This window comes from Gilliamella sp. B3367, from assembly GCF_026536825.1.
GTDB lineage: Bacteria > Pseudomonadota > Gammaproteobacteria > Enterobacterales > Orbaceae > Gilliamella > Gilliamella apicola_E.
Genome location: NZ_JAFNNJ010000002.1, coordinates 51,502 through 71,497 on the forward strand (window position 1 = coordinate 51,502; position 19,996 = coordinate 71,497).

Consider the following 19,996-nt stretch of genomic DNA (forward strand, 5'->3'; position numbering starts at 1 on the left):
TATATAACCTAATATATGATTTTTTTCCATTTATGTTACTATGGGTAAAACATTTGTTATATTAGCTGACTATTGTTAATTATAGGAGTGATTTATGAGATGGGAAGAAAAGCGAGATTTAGTCAAGATTGCGACTTGGTATTACCAATACGGTTGGACTCAGGCTCAGATAGCTCAGAAGATAGGTATTTCGAGATCAATTATTTCTAAAAAATTACAAGATGCGAAAGAATTAGGTATTGTCGAAATTTTTATCAAGGATGAAACAGCATATACAGTTGAATTAGAGCAAAAACTTGAAAGTAAATTCAAATTGGAAGAAGCGATTGTTGTTGCTACGCATGATTTATCTTATGAGGAATCTACCAATTGGTTAGCTAAAAAAGCAGTTTACGCATTGAATAAACGAATTTTGAAAGTTAAAACTTTAGGTATTTCATGGGGAAAAACGATTAGGAAATTCGTTAACGAGTTCCCTTATATCACTCATAAAGAGCTTGTTATTGTACCTTTAATTGGTGGCATGGGCGCCGAGGAAGTAGACTTACATTCAAATCAAATTTGTTATGATCTTAAGAAGAAGATGCAATGTACATGTAAATACCTTTATGCCCCCGCACTGGTTGAAGACGAAACAATGAAAAAAGATTTATGCAAAAATAAATATATAAATGAAGTTCTCAATGAAGGTAAAACGGTTGATATGGCAATCGTAGGTATTTCTAATCCTTATCATAATAGTACTATGGAAGAGATTGGTTATATTAATAATAAAGATCTTGAGGAGTTTCGTTATTACGATGTAGTAGGGGATTGTAATTCACGTTTTTATACTTCTGACGGGAATGAATCGAAAAGCCCTATAAATCATAGAATTATAGGTTTAGGGTTAGATGATTTACGTAAAATTCCAACAGTAGTTGCAATTGTCTCTGGTGAAAATAAAGAAAAAGCGGTCGTTGCAGCTTTAAATTCTAAGATTATTGATGTTATCGTTATGACTGACAAAATGGCAGAATATGTTTTAAATATTAATCATTAATAATTTTATAGTATTAATTTTAGTTAATAAGCCTCTTTATTTTATAAAAGAGGCTTTTTTATGTCCTAAATTTGTAATTGGTGACAAATGTCATTTATTGTGACAAAAGTCACATAACGTTACTTTCCTAATTGTAGTTATGATTTGTTATGTTATCTTTATGATAAATAGTTAGTATATCTATTTAATTAAAAAAATTAATAAGGAGAACATAATAATGACCATATATAAACAATTGTTACAAAGAGAAGAAAATGACAACCCGATTAAGGTTGGTGTTATAGGTGCTGGTCAAATGGGAAGAGGAATGATAGCGCAAATAGCAACCATTCCAGGAATGAGTGTAACCGGAATTAGTGATATTAATTTAAAAGCTGCACAACAAGCAGCGAAAGATTATAAGGCTAGTGCTAGTAAGAAAAATAGTATTCTGGTTTCTAAAAATTTTAAAGAAGTGATCCAATCAAAAGATGTTGAAATAATCGTCGATGCTACTGGGGTGCCAGAAGTAGGTGCAAAAATTGCCTTAGAAACATTATTGGCCAAAAAACATTTAGTTCTTCTTAATGTTGAAATTGATATCACGATAGGTCCTTTGATGCATAAACTATTTAGTGCTGCAGATCTTATCTATACCGGTTCGGATGGTGATGAACCAGCTGCAACTCTTGAAATGTACGAATTTGCTAAATCAATGGGTATGGAAGTATTAGTTGTAGGTAAAGGGAAAAATAATAAATTAAAAATCGAGGCAAACCCTGATACTGCACAAGCTGAAGCTGATTCAAAACATATGTCATCTCATATGTTAGCTGCATTCCAAGATGGTACGAAAACGATGGCAGAAATGAATTTACTTTCTAATGCAATGGGATTTATTCCAGATGTAGTGGGTATGCATGGTGTTAAAGGTGATTTAGATTCTGTTCTTAAAGATTTAAACCTTAAAGAAAACGGTGGCGTTCTTAATAAATTTGGCGTTGTTGAATATGTAGATGGTTTAGCGCCTGGGATTTTTGTTATTGTTAAAGGACAAAATCCAAATGTTAGTAATGAATTGAATTACTTGATGAAAAAAGGTGATAGGGATCATCATATTTTATATCGTCCTTTCCACTTAGCTAGCCTTGAAACACCAATGACGATTGCTAAAGCGATTTTAAATCACGATACCGCCATTGTTCCTTGTGGCGCTCCTGTATCTGAAACTGTTGCGGTCGCTAAAAAGAATATTAAACGAGGTGAGAAACTTGATGGTATTGGTGGTTTTTGTGTCCGTGGTGTTATTGAAACACATGCAGATATGAAGAAAAACAAAAATATTCCAATTGGTCTTATCAGCGGTAATGTTGTTGCTAAACGAGATATACCAAATGGTAAGTTTCTAACTGAAGATGATGTTGTTTTAGATGAAACAACAACAGTTTGGAAATTACGTAAACTTCAAGATGAAGTCTTTAGTTAAAAATATAAGAACTGCTGAGCAATAAGGCTCAGCAGTTTTTAAAGCGATGTGTTAACTAGATTTAATAGGGTTGAAAAATATGAATATTGTAATAATTGCCACTGTTATTTTTGTTTTACAGTCTATATTGAGCTTAATGCAAATTAAGTATTATCAAAGATATATATACAAAATAACTCAACAATATTCAAATTCTAAAAATTATCATCTTTATACAGCTATTGAACGTAAATGGTTTGGTTCAAGTGCGATTGTGGTTATGGTAATTGATGAAAATAATATGATTAAGGATTGTCAGATTTTAAAAGGAAAATCTGTATTTGCCAAATTTAAACCTTTACCAAAATTTAATGGGTGCTATCTATCACAAATTTTAACTAATTTACAAGAAGAGAGTGGAACTAGAAGACTCTCTCTTGAAGAAAAAGCAATTATAAAAATGGGAACAACTCAAGTTCCTATTTGATTAAACATTAATAAAAGCGTTATTACAACTTTAAAGGAGATAATAATGGAATATATTGAGTGGTTTGGAACCCATTTTATTGGGTTGTTTCAGGCTGGTGGGCAAGTCTTTGTTGGATTTATGACTGGAATTGTCCCGCTTTTAATTGTGCTATTGACATTTACTTATTCTTTAATTGCTTTTATTGGTGAACAAAGAGTCACTAAAGCTATTCAATTTTCTGCTAAGAATATGTTATTGCGTTACAGTTTAATGCCAATACTTTCAGTTTTAATGTTAACTAACCCAATGGCTTATACTTTTGGTCGCTTTGTTAAAGAAGAGCAAAAACCGGCTTTTTATGATTCGGTTGTTTCTTTTTTGCACCCAGTGACCGGTTTGTTTCCTTATGCAAACGCAGGTGAGTTATTTGTATTTCTAGGTATTGCAAATGGTGTTATGGATGCGGGTTATAACATTTCGAGTCTTTCTGTTCGGTACTTTTTAGCTGGTGTTATTATTATTTTAATGCGTGGTGTTATTACCGAAATGATTACTAAATTTTTGATGCGTAAAGAAAATCTGTAGGGGAGAGTCACGATGTATAAAACAATTTTAATCGAGAAAGGCCAAGGTGGCTGGGGAAAAGGTTTTTCTTTAACGCCAACTGCTGAAAAACATAAAATACTTTCTGTTACTGGTGGTGGTATTCATCCAGTAGCCCAAAAAATTGCTGAATTGTCAGGTGGTGAGGCTGTAGATGGCTTTAAAAATGCAATTCCAGAAGATGAAATTTTGTGTGCAATTATTGACTGTGGTGGTACTGCTCGAATTGGTGTTTATCCAATGAAAAAAATTCCTACCATTGATGTTATTCCATCTGCGCCAACTGGTCCTCTAGCAAAACATATTACTGAAGATGTTTTTGTTTCAGGCGTTAAACCTCAAAACATAATGTTATCAGAAGGTCATAATGAACAATCAACGACGACATCTTCGCAGGATCAACAACAGCAAACGGTTGAAGATCCAGTTTTGGATCGCGAAAAATTCAAAGAAAAATATGCACAAATAAAGAAAGAACATTCCCAAAATCAAAAGGAAAGCTTGTTGATTAAATTATCACGAGGTATTGGTAAGGCAATGGGGATTTTTTATCAAGCTGGTCGCGATTCGACAGATATGTTAATTAAAAATATTATTCCTTTCATGGCATTTATTAGTATGCTTATAGGGATTATTAATTACACAGGAATTGGTAATATTATAGCTACAACATTGTCACCTTTGGCAGGTTCAATATGGGGGATGATGGTTATTGCATTTATTTGTAGCTTACCATTTTTATCTCCAATTCTTGGACCAGGAGCAGTTATAGCGCAAGTGATTGGGGTTCTGATTGGTTCGCAAATTGCAATTGGTGCAATTCCAGTTGCGTATGCACTACCTGCGTTATTTGCTATTAATGCTCAGGCTGGATGTGATTTTATTCCTGTTGGATTATCTTTAGGTGAAGCAAAACCTAAAACAGTTCAATTTGGTGTACCCGCAGTATTGTATAGTCGTATGATAACTGGAATATTGGCTGTTGTTATTGCATGGGTTATGAGTATTGGAATGTACTAAACTAAAAAAGGGTTAAATATGGCTAAAAGTATCATTACTGAAATCGGTTCAATTGTTCCAGAATTCAAGGAAGAAAAAGTTATCATTCTATTTGGTCCAATGGCAACACCTGATTTACGTGAAATTTGTGTTATTCATGAATTTCATAAAAAGCCTAATCAAACATTGGTTGAAGGTAAAGAGTTTACGTTAGGTAAGCATAAATATACCATTAAACAGGTTGGCAGTGAGGCAAATAAAAACTTTGAAGAATTAGGTCATATTTCTATTTATTTTAAACAAAGTGATGATGGCATTTTGCCAGGTGCAATAGAAGTTGAACCTGCTGTTTTTCCTGATTTAAATATTGGTGATGATATTTGTTTTGAATAATAGCTAGGAATTTATCCATTTTGTAGACAATAATTATTATTTTTGATTCAACAAATTTTGAAAAACCATCACTATTAATTTAGTGATGGTGAATTGATCTTAATCAGTAAACATCAATACTTAATACGGATTAGGATCTTTCTTCAAATTATCAAATGGATATAACTTATTTTTCCAATCTTTAATTTGAATATCTTTTTGTTCGGGGATATCAATCAGATTATATTGCATATAATCATGGTGAACGTTTAAGTCAATCCCCATCCAATGACTTAGTAGATATACGAATTGATATCCGGTAATTTGTTTATTGATTTTAATTTGATTTTTTTCTGATGAATCAAAAAATATTAATGGCACTTGATAACTATTTTGGTATTCCCAATTATGCCTTAAATCTTGATATTTCTCAGCGTGAGAAAGCCCATGATCGGCAAAGTAGACTACAGAGTAATCTTCATTGTGTTTTTTCAATATATCAATTGTAGATTTTATTAAGTCATCGGTTTCTTTAATGCTACTGACATAACAAGATATATTTTCGTTTTTTAGATCGAACTGAATATCAAATTGTAATCTTTTACAAAAATGAGGATGTGAGCCAATTAAATGCATAATAATAAGTTTTGGCTTATCTTGCTTTTTAGATAATAAGGAGTCTAATTCTGGTAATAGTAAAGTATCATATTTACCACGAGTTGATTTACCATTGTACTCACCTTTTTTAGTGTAAAAGATATTTTTACTATAAGCGGAAATTCTTGGTACAGTTATTTCCATTCTACCTAATTTTCCTTGATTAGATAGCCAATAGGTTTCAAATCCAGCATCATTAGCAATAGCAATAATATTATTATTTAATTGAGCATTGACTTCATTATCATCTAAATAGCTAGACTGACTAATTAAATGTGGAATTGAAGATTGGGTATTTGATGCAGGAACAATTAATCCGTCCCAAATCACCGAGGCATTTTTATTGGTGAAAGGAGTATTATCATATTTAAAGCCATAAGCACTCATGTAATCTTTACGAACACTTTCACCAATGATAACAACATAGGTTTTATGTTTAGGATTGACAGAAACAATGGGTATTGTATTGGGTTGTTGTATTTGTCTAAGTTGTTCAGCCTTTTCAGTCTGATATATTTTTGCACTTGAATATAAATCGAAGCAAAACTCAAATACGGGATATTTGAAATTATCCATTATTAAAGTTGTTATCGAAGATAAAGTAGTTGGCTGATATTTGATGGCACTTTTAACCGGTTTATAAAAACAAATCATTAATGCAAGTGCAATAACATAATAATTTTTTATTTTAGGAAACCTAAACTTTTTAAAAAAAAGAATAAAGAAAATTACTAATAGGAATGGTATTAAATAAAAATAGAGAGGTAATTGCGAACAGAATTCTTGCATTTCATCGATATCTGTTTCTGATATGGCACTGACTACAGCAACATTGGGATATCCATAGTAAAATCCTATTGGAAAATAAAGTGCAGCTATAACGAATGTTAATCCGAATAAGAAACGGAAAAAAGTGAATCTAGCTAAAAAAATTAGAGAAAAATAAGTAAGAAATATCCTATCAAATCTTAGCGGGTAACCTAATATGTAAACCAATACTATTGAAAGACAAATACAAATAACATGCGATAGTAATTCTTTTTTTAACATTACAAATTTATATTAATAACAATCCATTGAAGAGGTCAAAAATTATATAAGTAATTAAATTTTAAGCAATATAAATTTATTTACAATTTAATTTCTTTTATGACTTTTATATTTATTAAGTTAGATTAAGTATAGATATTAACAATTTTAAATAAAATATTGCCAAACTCACTCTGTTTATTGATAAGTTTGGCGAGAAATTTTTATTATCGTGAAGCTCTTTTCAGTATGATATCTTGCGGTTGTTTTTGAATGTAGATCATTCTACCGATAAGTAAGAACGCTGCTACAGCTAGTCCTAAAATAATTCCTATCCAAAAACCGGCTGCACCAATTGGCTGTATGACAAGATCGGTTAATCCTAAGATATATCCAACTGGTAACCCTACTACCCAATAAGAGATAAGGGTAATAAAAAATATGCTTTTAGTATCTTTATAACCACGTAATACATTGCTTGCAACAACTTGTAAGTAATCAGATACTTGATAGATAGCGAGTAGAATAATAAGTTGTAGGCAAATAGTGATAACATCAATCTCATGGGTGAATATGGTAATAATTGGTGACCTGAATACCACCAGAATTAATGCTACCACTACGGCTATCATGAATGATATGGCTAAACTTACATAAGCTGTTTGTTTGGCCAATATGGGTTTGTTTTTACCTAATAGGTAACCAACTCTAATACTAGTTGCTACCCCTAAAGATAAAGGTATTGCAAACGTTAAACTGCTAATCGTGAAGATAATTTGATGTGCAGCAACAGTTATTTGACCAAGTGGTGCAATAAGTAATGCAACTACCGCGAACAAACTCATTTCAAAAAAATAGGCTAAAGCAAGGGGAGTACCTAATACAACTATTTTTTTGATGATAGCAAAATCAATCAGTTTTGTTAGTGGTGTTTTACGAATATCCCGTTGAGTAGTTGTCGTTAAGGTATAGATACGAATTAAAGCAAACATTAACCAAAAGATTATTGCTGCGGTAATACCACAACCTACACCACCAAATGCTGGCAATCCTAATTTACCGTAAATTAAAACATAATTAATGGGGATATTAGCAAGTAATGCAATAAATATAATCACCATAGCAGGCTTTGTGTTAGATAAACCTTCACATTGATTACGATAAACTAAAAATAGCAAGAAAGCAGGTACGCCCCACATGATTGAGCGTAAAAATGATACCGCTACATCAACCATTTCTGGATCGATTGGATGGTCAGCTGAGCTTCTAAAACTAATTATTTTGTCCGAATTGTACAAAACTAGCATCATGATTATGGATAAGATCAAAGCAATCACAACACCTTGACGAGTCTGATCAGCAACTTGTTCACGTTTAGCCGCACCATTTAAATTGGAAATTATTGGTGTTAATACCGTTAATAAGCCTTGTCCAAATAAAATAGTAGGCAACCAAATTGATACAGCTATGGCTACACCCGATAGCGCTGTTTTGCTGTAGTTACCTGCCATAATGGTATCAACAAACGTAATCGCGGTTTGAGATATCTGTGCAATCATGACCGGGATTGCTAATGTAACTAAGTTTTTTATTTCGTGTCGATAATGTTGCTTCATTGGATTTATTTACTGTTTTACAGTACCCCATAAATCATATTCATCTGAATGTTCAATATTTACTTGAACAATATCGCCGACTTTAACATCTTTTTCTTCATTTAGATAGACAACACCATCTATTTCTGGCGCATCGGCCATGCTTCGCCCAATAGCACCTTCTTCATCAACTTCATCAATCAATACAGATAATGTTTTACCTATTTTATTTTGAAGTTTCTGTGTTGAAATCGATTGTTGTAATTGCATAAAACGGTGGAAGCGTTCTTGCTTTATTTCTTCTGGTATTTGATCAGCTAGTTGATTTGCAGCAGCACCTTCCACTGGGCTATAAGGGAAACAACCAACGCGGTCTAATTGCGCTTGAGATAAAAAGTCAAGTAATAGTTCGAAATCTTTCTCAGTTTCACCAGGGTAGCCAACAATAAACGTTGAACGTAAGGTAATTTCAGGGCAAATCTCACGCCAATGATGAATTCGCTCTAAGGTTCTTTCAATTGTGCCTGGGCGTTTCATTGATTTTAAAACGGTAGGGCTAGCATGTTGTAAAGGGACATCTAGATAAGGTAATATTTTTCCTTCAGCCATTAATGGAATCAAATTGTCGACACTTGGATAAGGGTACATATAATGTAGACGCACCCAAATACCAAGGGTAGATAATTGCTCGCAAAGGGTATGTATATCAGTTTTTAATGGCATACCGTTCCAAAAGTTTGTACGATTTTTGACATCGATACCGTAAGCAGACGTATCTTGTGCGATAACTAAAAGCTCTTTTACGCCACTATCGACTAAACGTTTTGCCTCATCAAGAACATTACCGATAGGACGACTAACCATCTCACCACGTAATGATGGGATAATACAAAATGTACAGCTATGGTTACAACCTTCAGAAATTTTTAAATAAGCATAATGTTTAGGTGTTAATTTTACTCCTTGCTCTGGTACAAGGCTTGTAAATGGATTGTAGCTAGGTTTTGGTGCATATTTATTAACATGTTCAAGAACAGCTTCGTAACTATGAGGTCCTGATATTTCTAGAACTTTAGGATGAACATTACGTATCTGATCTTCTTTCGCGCCAAGACAACCTGTCACAATAACTTTGCCATTTTCATTAAGGGCTTCACCGATGGCCTCTAATGATTCTTGTACAGCACTATCAATAAAGCCACAAGTATTAACAATAACCAAATCAGCATTGTCGTAACTTGGCACTACTTGATAACCTTGAGTACGTAGTTCAGTTAAAATTCGCTCAGAGTCAACTAAATTTTTAGGACAACCAAGGCTCACAAATCCAATAGTAGGGGATGACATATTCATAGTAATTTAAAATTTATTGAGGTATTTATCGAGAATCTAAAAGTTTATTAATTTAGATTAAAATAATAGGTGAGCATTCTAACATAATTAAATTAGTCGAAATAAAAATTTTTAATTTGCAGTGATGAATATGGAGAGAAACGAGAAACAAGCCCTTACTGAAATAAGGGCCTACATTATGATAAAAAATTATTTCAATGCATTAATGACTTCATCAATTTGACGATCTAAACTTTCGACACCACCACCCGATAAGTACCAAAGATCGGGTGTTAAATAGATAACCTCAGTTTTACTTTTCGCTAATACTTTTGGATTTAAAAAGTCGTTTTTCATTGCTGATTGACCAATAGCTTTACTTCGATCAACGACATAAACAATATCAGGTTTTACTTTACTAATATAGCTGTTATCAATAAAGATCGGTTTTGGTTTGCCACTAGGCTGTGGTGTTAATGGTACAGCCCGTTTTACTTTCAACACATCATGAATTAATGCTGCGCTTGAACTGCCATTAATAAGAATCATTTTTCCATCATTATGAATAGCAACTATTGCTTTTTTGTGACTCGCTTGTGCAACAGCTTGTGCGTTGGTCACTTTTGTATCAAGCAATTGAATCAAATCTTCAGCTTTCTTTTCAGTTCCAGTTATATCTGCTAGAACATTGATATGATTTTTAGTTGATTCAAGATAATTCTTCGCGTCAACACTTAAATTAATTACTGGTGCAATTTTCGATAATTCTTCAGTTCGACTAGCTTGACGACCATCAATAACGATGAGTTGTGGTTTAACTTGTTTAATTGCATCGATGCTTGGTTCTTTCATACTACCTGTATCAGAGACACTTTTATATTGTTCAAGATAAGAAGGAAGAACGGAAAGAGGTGTTCCTACAACAATAGAACCTTTACCTAATGCATCTAAGGTATCTAAAGCACCATAGTTCATTACTACCACTTTACTTGGTGATTTAGGAACAACAACGGTTTGTTTATTATCTGGATTCATAGTGATTGATGATTGGCAACCTGATAACCCTAAAGTAAAAGCTATTAGAGTGCTTAATAATATTTTTTTATTCATATTGATACCTTTTGCTTTGATGAAAATGATAACCATTATTATTTAAATGATGTGAAATGTCTAGATATAAATAATTTTTCGTAAAGATATTGATAATTATTATCGAAAAGTTATTGATAATTATTCTCACGTAGGTTATTGTAACGCACGGCTTGCTTTGCAAAATATCAATATAAATAATAAGGTTATAAAACATGAATACTAAAATTAAACTGGCAACACATGTCATAAATACAAGTATTTTATTATCATTATCTGGTTTAGCGATAGCAGACACTGATAAAAATACTGATACTATGGTGGTGACAGCATCAGGATTTTCTCAACAAATTAAAGAAGCTCCAGCAACAATTTCGGTAATCACGCCAGAGGAAATCAGCAAAAAACCTTATCGTGATGTGACTGATGCGCTTAAGGATATTCCTGGGATCACGATAACTGGTGGCGGTGATTCAACTGATATTAGTATTCGTGGTATGGATGCCAAATATACTTTATTATTAATTGATGGTAAAAAAGTTAGCACTCGTGAAACCAGACCTAATAGTGATAATTCTGGTTTTGAACAAGGCTGGTTACCGCCTTTAACTGCTATAGATCGTATTGAAGTTGTCCGAGGACCAATGTCATCGCTATATGGTTCAGATGCTATGGGTGGGGTCGTCAATATCATTACTAAGAAAGTTTCAAATAAATGGCATAGCGGTATTCGAGTTGAATCAATCATGCCTTATCGTTCAGATGAAAAAAATACCTATGTAGGTAGTTTTTCAACTATGGGACCAATTATTGATGATATTTTAGGGATTCAATTATATGGTCAATATACAAATCGACACGAAGATAGATTCTTGAATGGTCATTCAGGCCAAAAATTAAGAAGCTTAAACGGTAAAATATCGCTTAATGCTACTGATACCCAAAAATTTGATTTTGATTTTGGTCGTTCTTTACAAAATAGTACTTCAACTAGAGGTAAAACTAGAGATAAAAGCAGAAAGGATGACTATAAGCGAGATAATGCGAGAAATACTTTTGCATTGACTCATAATGGTATGTTTGGCGATGTTTCAACAACTTCGTTTATTGCCTATGAAGAGAATAATAATCCTGCAAGGCAAATGAAAATCAAGAATACTGATGTTGATACACATGCAACAATACCTTTTTCGATTAACATGTTAACGGTGGGTGGTAAATATAATTATCAAGAATTACATGATAAAGGTAATGAACTTAATAGTAATATTACTAAAATTGACCGTTGGAATTATGCGCTATATGCAGAGGATGAGATAAGCATTTTCGATAATTGGAATATAACGGCTGGTTTACGTTATAACAAAGATGAAAATTATGGTAGTAATTGGAATCCAAGAATTTATAGTGTCTGGAATATTGATGATAACTTTACTATGAAGGGTGGGTATTCTACCGGTTTTGCAACACCACAACTACGTCAAGTTGTTTCTGATTGGGGACAAGTAACAGGTGGTGGATTTTCCAATGGTGTAGTTGTTGGTAACCCAGATTTAAAACCAGAAAAATCAGATAATTTTGAAATTGGTTTGGCTTATACCAATGATTATGGTATTGATGCTTCAGCAACAGCCTTTTATACAAAGTATAAAGATAAAATTCAGTCCTACTATATATGTGATACTAGAAAGATTCCAAATAGAACATGTAAATATAAAAACTTCAATAAAGAATTTGATTTTATTCAAGGGCGAGAAAATGTAGATAAAGCAGACCTTAAAGGTATTGAGCTTACATTTAAAACGCCATTATTTACTGATTTCTTGTTAAGCTCTAACTATTCATGGACTGAGACAGAGCAAAAAACGGGTAAAAATAAAGGTAAACCATTAAACCGTACACCAAAACAAAAATTCAATACTCAACTTGATTGGAATCTCACTCAAGAGTTGGATTTATGGACTAAGGTTGCTTATTACGGGGTAGAAACTACCACAGATCGCAGTGGTAAGAAAATTGAATATCCAGGCTATACCTTCTGGGATGTCGGTGCGTCTTTCCAAATAAACAAAAATGCTAAAGTATATGGTGGCGTTTATAACTTGTTTGATAAAGATGTTTCAAACGATGACTTTGGTAAGACATTAGAAGGGCGTCGTTACTTTATTGGAACAGAAATTAATTTTTAATATTTAATTCTCACCAAGTAGCTATACTTCATAGCTACTTGGTAAAACTGTTTATTTAATCCATAATAAAACCGATTTGAAATTTTAATAACTCTTCTTTCTTTATTTTATTAATCGTTTTTAATTAATTAACTCTCTTTTGAAATTATTTTTTATTGATATTTGCAAAATGATCTTTGATTAACTAAAAATTATGTTTTATTTATTTTATTGATCAAATAGTTAAAATTATCCTTTCTTAACCTTTCTTAAAAATTTTTTAATTCTTTTTATTAACTTATGATCTTATTATAAAAATTCTATATTAATTATTATTAATCATATAAATATAATTTTTATAAAATTGTAGGCTAAATCAACTCCTATCTTATTTTAAACTTCTAAAGCTTAATTTGTACATTTGATAGCCAGTCACGATCAAATGGTTATTGATTGATCGGAAGTTTCGATCAATAATTTGATCGTTTTCAAATTTAAAAGCTTTAATGTCTGATCTTTAAAGAAACAATTTCATATAACAAGCTGTATAAATCATATCCAGTTTAGCTGTTTGATGTCGTGTATTAAAAGAGGACATATAAAGGAGTGTCATTAGATTTATTTGCAACAGCATGTTAATAAAAAGGAGATTTAGCTTGAACTGGTTAGCAATATTAAAAAATGGAAACTTTAATTCAGTTTCTATATCAGGCAATGGAGTATTCAAAAATAAACAAAATTATTTATTGGTCATCTTGCTATTGTCATTTGTTAATAATATTAACGCATTACTTCCTGTCTCAGCGACTCAATTGGTTCATGGTAATTCACCAATGATAGCGGTCAATGATGAAATGGTTGATTCAACTGGCTTTAAGGAAAAATTGAGTGTTGTTAGTATGCCTGATGGTCGGTTACGCACTTCAGAAAGTGATATTAACGATTTTAAATTGGAACCGGATACCACTCTTAGCCAAATAAGTTGGGTAATTCAAGGAAAAGAGGGTTCAAATGAAGTAAAAAAAGTTATTGAGGCCAATGGTCAAGATGTCAATTTGATGGATATCGCCAATAATCTCAATATCAGTATTTTTGATCAAGATGGTGATACAGGTATTCCTGATGGCGTATTAACGGCGACTTGGTATTATAGTGTTCCTGGTGGTTATAATGGTAATAAAAAAGGGCTAGAGGACTATAAAAAAGTACCTGAAAATGAGTTAACTAAAACAATAGATCCTTGCAAAGCACCTTATAAATTAGAGCTTTCAGTTAAAAATATAAAAGTAGAAACAGAATATGGTCTGCCAAATGAGTCAGAACATATTTATAACGATCTTTTTAAAACATATTATTTTAAATCCAAAATTAATCAAGTGTGTTATGCCCGGCCTTATCCAATGTTGGATAAAACTAAATGGTCTTGGATTCAATATAATAATGATGAGCCTAGTGGTTATGGTTGGGGAGCATCAATAGATCCTACACCTAATCCAAAACATGGTGGTGGTTATAATAAAGATGAGTGGCATCCAGAATTAGGATTTTTACTCAATACCAGTGCTGGGCATAATAATCGTTTTCCTCATACTGCGTTTAAAGGGGCATCATTCCAACTTTGGATGAGTAATCATCAGCAAGATTATTTGTTTTCAACAGATGATGAGAATCTCTCAATTGATAAACTTGGTATTTTAACTTTTAAGGGCAAACCTAAAAAAAGAACCATCCAAATTTTTGCATGGCCTAAAGATGCAAACGGAGAATCTGATAGGATTGTATTTTGGAGTGATTTAAATTTCTGGGCAATACCCGGAGAAGAGAAATTAACATATTCAGATGATCTTTGTGGTGGAATTCAAAATCAATTAACACTTACTGACTGGATTAATACGCCTCAAGCAACCAACCCAAATACTAACGCAAGTTTTAGAGAAACCGGAAATGCGATGACCAGAAAAATGAATGGTGGTCTAAGTGGTGAATGGGGACAGTTAACAGTTGATAGATATGCTGAATCTGGGTTTCCTACATCCGGTGCAATTAATGGTACTTTCCAACGGCATGCATGGGTTTCTGATTTCACTATGGAGCCGCAAGGAAAAGTACATCGTGTTGTATTTATGTTAAATGGTGGAATTTTTAAAGCTTATAACAATCCTTGGCCTAGTGCACCTTTCTCAGTAACGTTTGAAGTTTGTAAAGAAACTTGGTAAGAACGCATAATTTCAATTAGATATAGGCCCATGTGATAATCATCGCATGGGTTTGATTAATCTGCATGACAACCCTTTAACTATGAAAAAAAGTTGAGGAACGGGGTTTTTGAACTTAAAAAAGTGAATATTTTTTATTAAAATCTAATTTTACTCCATTTGTATATAATGGTGAGAGTGCTAAAGAAAAATGATGTCTAAGCTCAATCCACTGTTATATAAATGAAGGTAGCTTTATTCTATTTCTATAAAATACAAGTTAGCTAAGTCATAATAGCTCATCAACCAATTTGCCATTACCAAACAAGATCTATTTCTCATCCTAATGAAGAAAAATATATATGTTAAATTATGTTCTGCATTGATTAAATTGATAATAATTTTAATAATTTAACTATACAAAGATAGTGCAAATCTCGAAAATTAAAGATTATTAATCGATAAACTAAACATTGCGAAATCATTTATTAGACATGGAGAATGGCAAGCTAGAGGATTTTGTAATATATTAACAATCAGCTAAGCTAATAATGAAAGGCAAGCCTAATGGATATATTTGAAGATAAACAAGAGTCAGAACTACTTACTGAAATTGCCGTTGCTTACTATGAGTATGAACAAACGCAAGAAGAGATTGCCAAGAGATTTGGTCTTTCACGTATTAAAGTAGGGCGTTTGCTAAAAAAAGCGAGAGCGGAGGGGATTGTTGAGATTAATGTCAAATATCACCCGATTTTTAGCTCGCGTATTGAGCAGCAATTCGTTAATAATTTCGGTATTAAAAGAGCGTTAATTGCTTTAGATCATCAAGATGAGGATGAGCAACGACGACAAGTGGCGGCACTTGTTTCAAATTATTTATCCAGTACTTTGAAAAATGGTATGACGGTAGCGGTTGGGCAGGGGCGTAATGTGGCTGCAATTGCTAGTCATGTAGGCGTTTTTCCTGAAAAACAATGTAAATTTATCTGTGGTATTGGTGGTACTCAGCGAGTTGGAGAGATTATTGATGCCGATCATATCAGCCGTAGCCTTGCGAGAAAATTTAGCGCAAGTAGCGAAACTTTGTATGCACCAGCTTATGTTGAGAATCGTGAACTGAAACGTGCGTTTATGCAAAATCGGGTTATTAAAGATACGATCGAACGCGCTAGTAAAGCTGATATTGCTTTAGTTGGTATTGGTGATATGAATGAAAACTGTTACATGGTACAGTTAGGCTGGTTTACCCCGCAAGAAGTCACATATGCTACTTTGAATCAAGGCGTAGTTGGTGATATTGCAGGTTATGGTTTTTTTGATATAAATGGCAATCCTGTTGATACAACCATGAATGATCGGGTAATTGGTTTAAGTATTGATGAGCTACGTAACATTCCTTGTGTTATTGCCATTGCATCAGAAAACACTAAAGCGACAGCAATTTTAGGTGCGCTTCGCTCTGGTGTCATTGATATTATTGCTACTAGTGCTTCAAATGCTAGAATGGTGTTGAACCTAAATAAAATTTAAGTTGTATATAAGCTATTTGTAACAATGTAGCTATTTATTATCACTTTGTTAATTATAATAAGCGTTTAATAATTCTATCAACCCGAATTCGGCTTAATCGTTTAATTAATTTATGTACATTTTTGGGATAGAACAGGCTAGCTTGAATTTGTTGAAAATGTGTAACTAAAGTCGTTTTTTCTCGAATTGCGACGAGTTCTTGTTTGATTTGTTTTTGTAATTCGTGTTTTGGATCGTGGATTAATATTGCATTTTCCAGATCTAAACGCCATGCTCTAGGATTAAGATTATTACCTGTGATCATCATCCAACTATCATCGACCCAAATACCTTTTAGATGATAGGTTTGATCGCCATCTTTCCATAACCTAATGATTAACTGTTCTTTGTCTATGAAATTTTGAAGGCGTTCAACAAAGCGTCTTAAGTTGATTTCATATAAATAGGGTAGTCCACCCGAAATATTAAATGGCTGATCTTCTGGAATATAAAAGTCGTTAGCAACTTTATCACCAATAATGATCTCAACTTGTTTTCCTTTTCTTAGGAGGCGAATAATATCGCGCACTAATATATTGGGTAAATTGAAATACGGAGTACAAAATATAATTTTTTGTTCAGTGACATTTATTAAATGGTGAATGACCTTATTGAGCTGATTATTTCGCCCAAGACCAACTATTGGAGAGACCGATAATGTATCATTATCCGTATCTGCCACATATTGATAATTTGCGTCGGTAAGATTTTGACGTAACGCTTTAATTTCTGGTTTAATTTGTTTGCGAGTTTTATGTTCACTAACATCTAAACGTTGCACACCTTCAGCAGAGAGGAAATTGTCATTGACGTAATTGACCATGGTGTCAGATAGCGCTTTATTGGTTATAAAGTGATATCTGTCATAGCGGTATTTATCCAGTTTATGTAAATATACATTGTTGATACTCGCACCACTATAAATGACGGTGTCATCGATGATCAAACCTTTTAAGTGCAGTACACCAAGTACTTCACGGCGATTAACGGGGACACCATAAATAGGAATATCAATATTTGGATGTTGCTGTTTTAGATCATAGTAATACCGTGCATTCGTTTGGGCTTTATCTTCACCTATTCGCCCACGTTGAGCACGATGCCAATCAACAAAAATCTTGATATCTAAATCTGGGCGCGCTGTTTTTGCTTGATAAAGTGCATCAAGTACCTCACGGCCGGCTTCATCTTTTTCTAAATAAAGTGCAACAATGTAGATACGGTGCTTAGCTTTCATGATATGCTCAAGCAATGTAATTCGATAAGATTTTGGATCGTATACAATATGATATTGCTCAGCATTTTGCTGAAGTTTTGCTAATTCATTTAAATGCTTTTGATGGTTGTATTTAATAAATGGTATTCGCATGATTTAAATATCATTAAAACTGACACAAAGTGTAGAATATCACAATTTATGTCAGATAATAACACTCCTATTTTTCATAGGTTATCCTATGTTTAAATTAATCTGTTTTTATTCAGTCTATTAACTCAATATTTAAGATTGTTCATTAACCCAAGTTTGAATAATTTTATAGCTTAATGCCAGAACGACTGGACCAATAAATAGTCCCATAATACCAAAAGCCAGAATACCTCCAATTACACCAAAAAGTATGAGTAAGAAAGGTAGATCGGCTCCTTTTTTTATCAAATATGCTCGCATTACGCTATCTAGGGTAGTTAATATGATGGCAACTACAATTAATACAATACCTGATACGATATGACCATCCCAAAATTGCCAAATAATACAGCCAATCATTACGACAACTGGTCCAATTTGAGCAACACAGCAGATGAATAAAATAAGGGTTAATATGCCTGGAAATGGCATTTTGGTAATAATAAAGCTTAAGCCACCAATTAAAGCTAATGTAATGGCGGTGACAACCACGCCTAATGCAACCGCTCGTATAGATTGACCGGCTAATGTAACGGTAGTTGTTCCATATTGTTTAGATAAACGATTAGCTAAAACATAAACATATTTAGTAATGCTTTCACCTTTAAGAAATAGTAATAAACTAAATATAATCATCACACCAGCATGGAATATGAAAACGCCAATGTTGGTGACTTGTTCTAATAGCCAGCCAATCATTGTACCAATATAGGGTTGAATATCAGATACTAATTCCGACCCATCGGTTTTAATAATTTCGAGCCATTTTTGGTGTAGCTCCTCACCAAACATAGGAACGTTTATTAACCAGTCAAAAGTAGGTAATTCTCTATGAGATAGGTTTCTAACCCATTCGATAAGGTAATGCCCATTTTGAGCGACACTACTAATGATGAGAAGAAAAGGAATGACACAAACAAATGCCAATATTAATGCCATAACTAACAGTGATAACCAACGTTTATTAAACAGCTTTTGTTGGATTTTTATCATTAATGGCCAAGTAGCAATAACCACCATAACAGCCCAAAAAAAGCCAAACAAAAATACTTCTATCACTCGATAAGTTACTGTTATAAGTAAACCTATCAGTAATAGATTTAAAATTAGCTTTAGTAAATCATCGGTTTTTTTTTCTGCTGGCATTTTTACCTCATATTCTTTAATCTAGATAATGTTATTATACGCATTATGTTTTGAAAAGCATACGATGTCGTATCAATTAGACAATTTTCTTGGAGATATAAAATGAAAAAATTAATGTTGTTAGTTTTGATGGGTGTAACATTATCAGCGTGTGCAAATACACAAAAAGTCCCTCAAGTTGCGCAAAAATTGAATGAAATCGCGCCATATCCTAACGCTAAAGTCGGTGCTACGCGTTATGTGATTCATCTTCCTAGCTTAAAAGATGAAGCTAACGCAAAAGTAGAAATATTAGTTGGTAAAGATATGAATGTAGATTGTAATGCACATAATTTAGGTGGGGTAATTAAAGAAAAAGAGCTTAAAGGATGGGGATATTCTTATTACGAAGTTGAAGAAGTTAAAGGAACGCTTTCAACCATGATGGCTTGCCCTGAAAGTGCTAACAAAAACCAGTTCGTTACAATCAGACATAATTTAGGTTTATTAAATTATAACAGTCAGTTACCATTGGTATTTTATGTACCAAACGATGTAACAGTTAAATATAGAATTTGGCAACCAGATTCAAAAGTTTTGCAAGCCACTGCCGAATAAAAAACGTTAATTAATTGTTAATAGCTCGCTAACAAAGGGCTGATTGATTAAAATATAGTCATTCGGTCCTTAATCTAAGTTTATTTGATTTTTTATGTAGACATCTGTAAAAAAAAAGGTATTTTATCCCTCGTAATGCAAGGTTAGCTCTACTTGCTCATTAATTCAATTAATGACTTGTAATTGCCTGATTACCTCGGTTTCGCCGTTAATTAGATAATGGTAAAATTTGGGGGTCCGTTGTGTTTCACAATGGGCTTGTGTCTAACATGTAATATC

The 19,996-nt window shown here is 32.9% G+C and carries 16 protein-coding genes; 10 read left to right on the forward strand and 6 right to left on the reverse strand.

Features of this window, described 5'->3' with window-relative positions:
* Positions 1-94 precede the first annotated feature (94 nt).
* The 6 genes from J3U23_RS03110 to J3U23_RS03135 all read left to right on the forward strand — a co-directional run bounded on the left by J3U23_RS03110 (position 95) and on the right by J3U23_RS03135 (position 4,950).
* Positions 95-1,042, forward strand: a complete 948-nt coding sequence (locus J3U23_RS03110; RefSeq protein ID WP_065734499.1) for a sugar-binding transcriptional regulator — start codon at positions 95-97, stop codon at positions 1,040-1,042.
* 217 nt (positions 1,043-1,259) lie between these two features.
* Positions 1,260-2,507 (forward strand): NAD(P)H-dependent oxidoreductase, encoded by a 1,248-nt coding sequence (locus J3U23_RS03115; RefSeq protein WP_065734498.1) that lies wholly within the window; start codon positions 1,260-1,262, stop codon positions 2,505-2,507.
* A 79-nt stretch (positions 2,508-2,586) separates the two neighbouring features.
* Complete coding sequence (locus J3U23_RS03120; RefSeq protein ID WP_267338424.1) at positions 2,587-2,973, forward strand: transcriptional regulator GutM; 387 nt, start codon at positions 2,587-2,589, stop codon at positions 2,971-2,973.
* A gap of 45 nt (positions 2,974-3,018) precedes the next feature.
* Positions 3,019-3,540 (forward strand): PTS glucitol/sorbitol transporter subunit IIC, encoded by a 522-nt coding sequence (locus J3U23_RS03125; protein ID WP_065734496.1) that lies wholly within the window; start codon positions 3,019-3,021, stop codon positions 3,538-3,540.
* A 12-nt stretch (positions 3,541-3,552) separates the two neighbouring features.
* The gene (locus tag J3U23_RS03130; protein ID WP_267338425.1) at positions 3,553-4,578 is read left to right on the forward strand and encodes a PTS glucitol/sorbitol transporter subunit IIB; all 1,026 of its coding nucleotides are present in this window, start codon (positions 3,553-3,555) and stop codon (positions 4,576-4,578) included.
* An 18-nt stretch (positions 4,579-4,596) separates the two neighbouring features.
* Positions 4,597-4,950, forward strand: a complete 354-nt coding sequence (locus J3U23_RS03135) for a PTS glucitol/sorbitol transporter subunit IIA (RefSeq protein ID WP_065734494.1) — start codon at positions 4,597-4,599, stop codon at positions 4,948-4,950.
* Between the two features lie 120 nt (positions 4,951-5,070).
* On the opposite strand, the gene J3U23_RS03140 is transcribed toward J3U23_RS03135, so the two are convergent.
* The 4 genes from J3U23_RS03140 to J3U23_RS03155 all read right to left on the reverse strand — a co-directional run bounded on the left by J3U23_RS03140 (position 5,071) and on the right by J3U23_RS03155 (position 10,652).
* On the reverse strand, positions 5,071-6,162 hold the full coding sequence (locus J3U23_RS03140) for a phosphoethanolamine transferase (RefSeq protein ID WP_267338427.1): 1,092 nt from the start codon (positions 6,160-6,162) through the stop codon (positions 5,071-5,073).
* Positions 6,163-6,842: 680 nt separating this feature from the next.
* Entirely contained in the window at positions 6,843-8,231 is a 1,389-nt protein-coding gene (locus tag J3U23_RS03145; RefSeq protein WP_267330221.1) for an MATE family efflux transporter, read from the reverse strand.
* 9 nt (positions 8,232-8,240) lie between these two features.
* On the reverse strand, positions 8,241-9,557 hold the full coding sequence (gene rimO / locus J3U23_RS03150; RefSeq protein WP_065561714.1) for a 30S ribosomal protein S12 methylthiotransferase RimO: 1,317 nt from the start codon (positions 9,555-9,557) through the stop codon (positions 8,241-8,243).
* Positions 9,558-9,752: 195 nt separating this feature from the next.
* The gene (locus J3U23_RS03155) at positions 9,753-10,652 is read right to left on the reverse strand and encodes an ABC transporter substrate-binding protein (protein ID WP_267338429.1); all 900 of its coding nucleotides are present in this window, start codon (positions 10,650-10,652) and stop codon (positions 9,753-9,755) included.
* 194 nt (positions 10,653-10,846) lie between these two features.
* Between J3U23_RS03155 and J3U23_RS03160 the strand changes: the two genes are divergently transcribed.
* The 3 genes from J3U23_RS03160 to J3U23_RS03170 all read left to right on the forward strand — a co-directional run bounded on the left by J3U23_RS03160 (position 10,847) and on the right by J3U23_RS03170 (position 16,527).
* Entirely contained in the window at positions 10,847-12,820 is a 1,974-nt protein-coding gene (locus J3U23_RS03160) for a TonB-dependent receptor domain-containing protein (protein ID WP_267338431.1), read from the forward strand.
* Between the two features lie 635 nt (positions 12,821-13,455).
* Positions 13,456-15,015: a hypothetical protein gene (locus J3U23_RS03165; protein ID WP_267330224.1), complete on the forward strand. Its 1,560-nt coding sequence runs from the start codon at positions 13,456-13,458 to the stop codon at positions 15,013-15,015.
* 546 nt (positions 15,016-15,561) lie between these two features.
* On the forward strand, positions 15,562-16,527 hold the full coding sequence (locus J3U23_RS03170; RefSeq protein WP_065563273.1) for a sugar-binding transcriptional regulator: 966 nt from the start codon (positions 15,562-15,564) through the stop codon (positions 16,525-16,527).
* 52 nt (positions 16,528-16,579) lie between these two features.
* Here the strand turns inward: J3U23_RS03170 and pssA are convergent, their stop codons facing one another.
* Together pssA and ydiK are read right to left on the reverse strand one after the other, a co-directional pair.
* The gene (pssA, locus tag J3U23_RS03175; protein WP_267338432.1) at positions 16,580-17,935 is read right to left on the reverse strand and encodes a CDP-diacylglycerol--serine O-phosphatidyltransferase; all 1,356 of its coding nucleotides are present in this window, start codon (positions 17,933-17,935) and stop codon (positions 16,580-16,582) included.
* 132 nt (positions 17,936-18,067) lie between these two features.
* Entirely contained in the window at positions 18,068-19,120 is a 1,053-nt protein-coding gene (gene ydiK / locus J3U23_RS03180; protein ID WP_267338433.1) for an AI-2E family transporter YdiK, read from the reverse strand.
* A gap of 102 nt (positions 19,121-19,222) precedes the next feature.
* Here ydiK and eco point away from each other — a divergent pair, with 102 nt between their 5' ends.
* Positions 19,223-19,717 carry a serine protease inhibitor ecotin gene (gene eco / locus J3U23_RS03185; RefSeq protein WP_065563276.1) on the forward strand — a complete coding sequence of 165 codons (495 nt, stop codon included), beginning with the start codon at positions 19,223-19,225 and terminating at the stop codon, positions 19,715-19,717.
* Positions 19,718-19,996 lie beyond the last annotated feature (279 nt).

Excerpts from the sequence above, each read along its gene's own strand:
- J3U23_RS03110 (WP_065734499.1), top strand. The coding sequence starts at position 95 with ATGAGATGGGAAGAAAAGCGAGATTTAGTCAAGATTGCGACTTGGTAT.
- J3U23_RS03115 (WP_065734498.1), top strand. The coding sequence starts at position 1,260 with ATGACCATATATAAACAATTGTTACAAAGAGAAGAAAATGACAACCCG.
- J3U23_RS03120 (WP_267338424.1), top strand. The coding sequence starts at position 2,587 with ATGAATATTGTAATAATTGCCACTGTTATTTTTGTTTTACAGTCTATA.
- J3U23_RS03125 (WP_065734496.1), top strand. The coding sequence starts at position 3,019 with ATGGAATATATTGAGTGGTTTGGAACCCATTTTATTGGGTTGTTTCAG.
- J3U23_RS03130 (WP_267338425.1), top strand. The coding sequence starts at position 3,553 with ATGTATAAAACAATTTTAATCGAGAAAGGCCAAGGTGGCTGGGGAAAA.
- J3U23_RS03135 (WP_065734494.1), top strand. The coding sequence starts at position 4,597 with ATGGCTAAAAGTATCATTACTGAAATCGGTTCAATTGTTCCAGAATTC.
- J3U23_RS03140 (WP_267338427.1), bottom strand. The coding sequence starts at position 6,162 with ATGGATAATTTCAAATATCCCGTATTTGAGTTTTGCTTCGATTTATAT.
- J3U23_RS03145 (WP_267330221.1), bottom strand. The coding sequence starts at position 8,231 with ATGAAGCAACATTATCGACACGAAATAAAAAACTTAGTTACATTAGCA.
- rimO (WP_065561714.1), bottom strand. The coding sequence starts at position 9,557 with ATGTCATCCCCTACTATTGGATTTGTGAGCCTTGGTTGTCCTAAAAAT.
- J3U23_RS03155 (WP_267338429.1), bottom strand. The coding sequence starts at position 10,652 with ATGAATAAAAAAATATTATTAAGCACTCTAATAGCTTTTACTTTAGGG.
- J3U23_RS03160 (WP_267338431.1), top strand. The coding sequence starts at position 10,847 with ATGAATACTAAAATTAAACTGGCAACACATGTCATAAATACAAGTATT.
- J3U23_RS03170 (WP_065563273.1), top strand. The coding sequence starts at position 15,562 with ATGGATATATTTGAAGATAAACAAGAGTCAGAACTACTTACTGAAATT.
- pssA (WP_267338432.1), bottom strand. The coding sequence starts at position 17,935 with ATGCGAATACCATTTATTAAATACAACCATCAAAAGCATTTAAATGAA.
- ydiK (WP_267338433.1), bottom strand. The coding sequence starts at position 19,120 with ATGCCAGCAGAAAAAAAAACCGATGATTTACTAAAGCTAATTTTAAAT.
- eco (WP_065563276.1), top strand. The coding sequence starts at position 19,223 with ATGAAAAAATTAATGTTGTTAGTTTTGATGGGTGTAACATTATCAGCG.